1 protein-coding gene is annotated in these 727 nt (G+C 64.9%); it reads left to right on the forward strand.

The window, feature by feature from the left end:
- The coding region (locus tag ENZ74_RS33455) for an ATP-grasp domain-containing protein (RefSeq protein WP_127313368.1) at positions 1-722 on the forward strand (722 nt) is incomplete at its 5' end.
- Between the last annotated feature and the right edge of the window lie 5 nt (positions 723-727).

A 727-nucleotide genomic window follows, 5' to 3' on the forward strand; every position in this document is an offset into this window, starting at 1 on the left:
GATGGGACCAGCCGCCTGACCCGGAGAACTGGGTGGTCAAGACCGCGGGCGGCGCCGGCGGCGGACACGTCAGACGAGCAGCCGGAGAAAGCCCGACCGCCGGCCGCTACTTCCAGCGCTTCGTTGCCGGTCGCAGCATCTCGGCCCTGTTCGTCGGCAATGGTCAAACCGCGCACCTCGTGGGTTTCAGCCACCAATGGACGTCTCCCGCCCCCACAGCGCCCTATCGCTACGGCGGCGCCGTACGGTTGAGACGCTTCGATCGCAGACAGGCGGCGGTCATCGGCGGCTGGCTCTCAAGTCTGACGCGGCGCGCCGGCCTGCTTGGATTGTGCAGCGCCGATCTGATCCGTGGACCAGATGGCTACACGTTCATCGAGATCAATCCGAGGCCGGGCGCCACCCTCGACATTTTCGACGATGTTGACGCGCCATTGATCGAAGCGCATCTGCGCGCCGCGACGGGTCAGGTCTTCCGCTTGCCGCGCTTCGTCGATTCGATGGCGTCGATGGTGACCTACGCCGCGACGCCAATCACTCACTTTCCGTCGATTGCCTGGCCTGAATGGACAGCGGACCAACAGTCGGCTGGCACCCGTCTGATTGCCGGCGACCCTGTCTGCACGGTCTTCGCGCGCGGTCCGAGCGCCCAATCGACCAAGCGGCTCATCAAGGGACAAGCCAGCCAATTGCAACTCCAATGGGAAGGAGACCGGACATGAAAGAC

The sequence above is a fragment of the Mesorhizobium sp. M7A.F.Ca.CA.002.15.2.1 genome (assembly GCF_003998715.1).
GTDB classification, from domain to species: Bacteria; Pseudomonadota; Alphaproteobacteria; order Rhizobiales; family Rhizobiaceae; genus Mesorhizobium; species Mesorhizobium ciceri.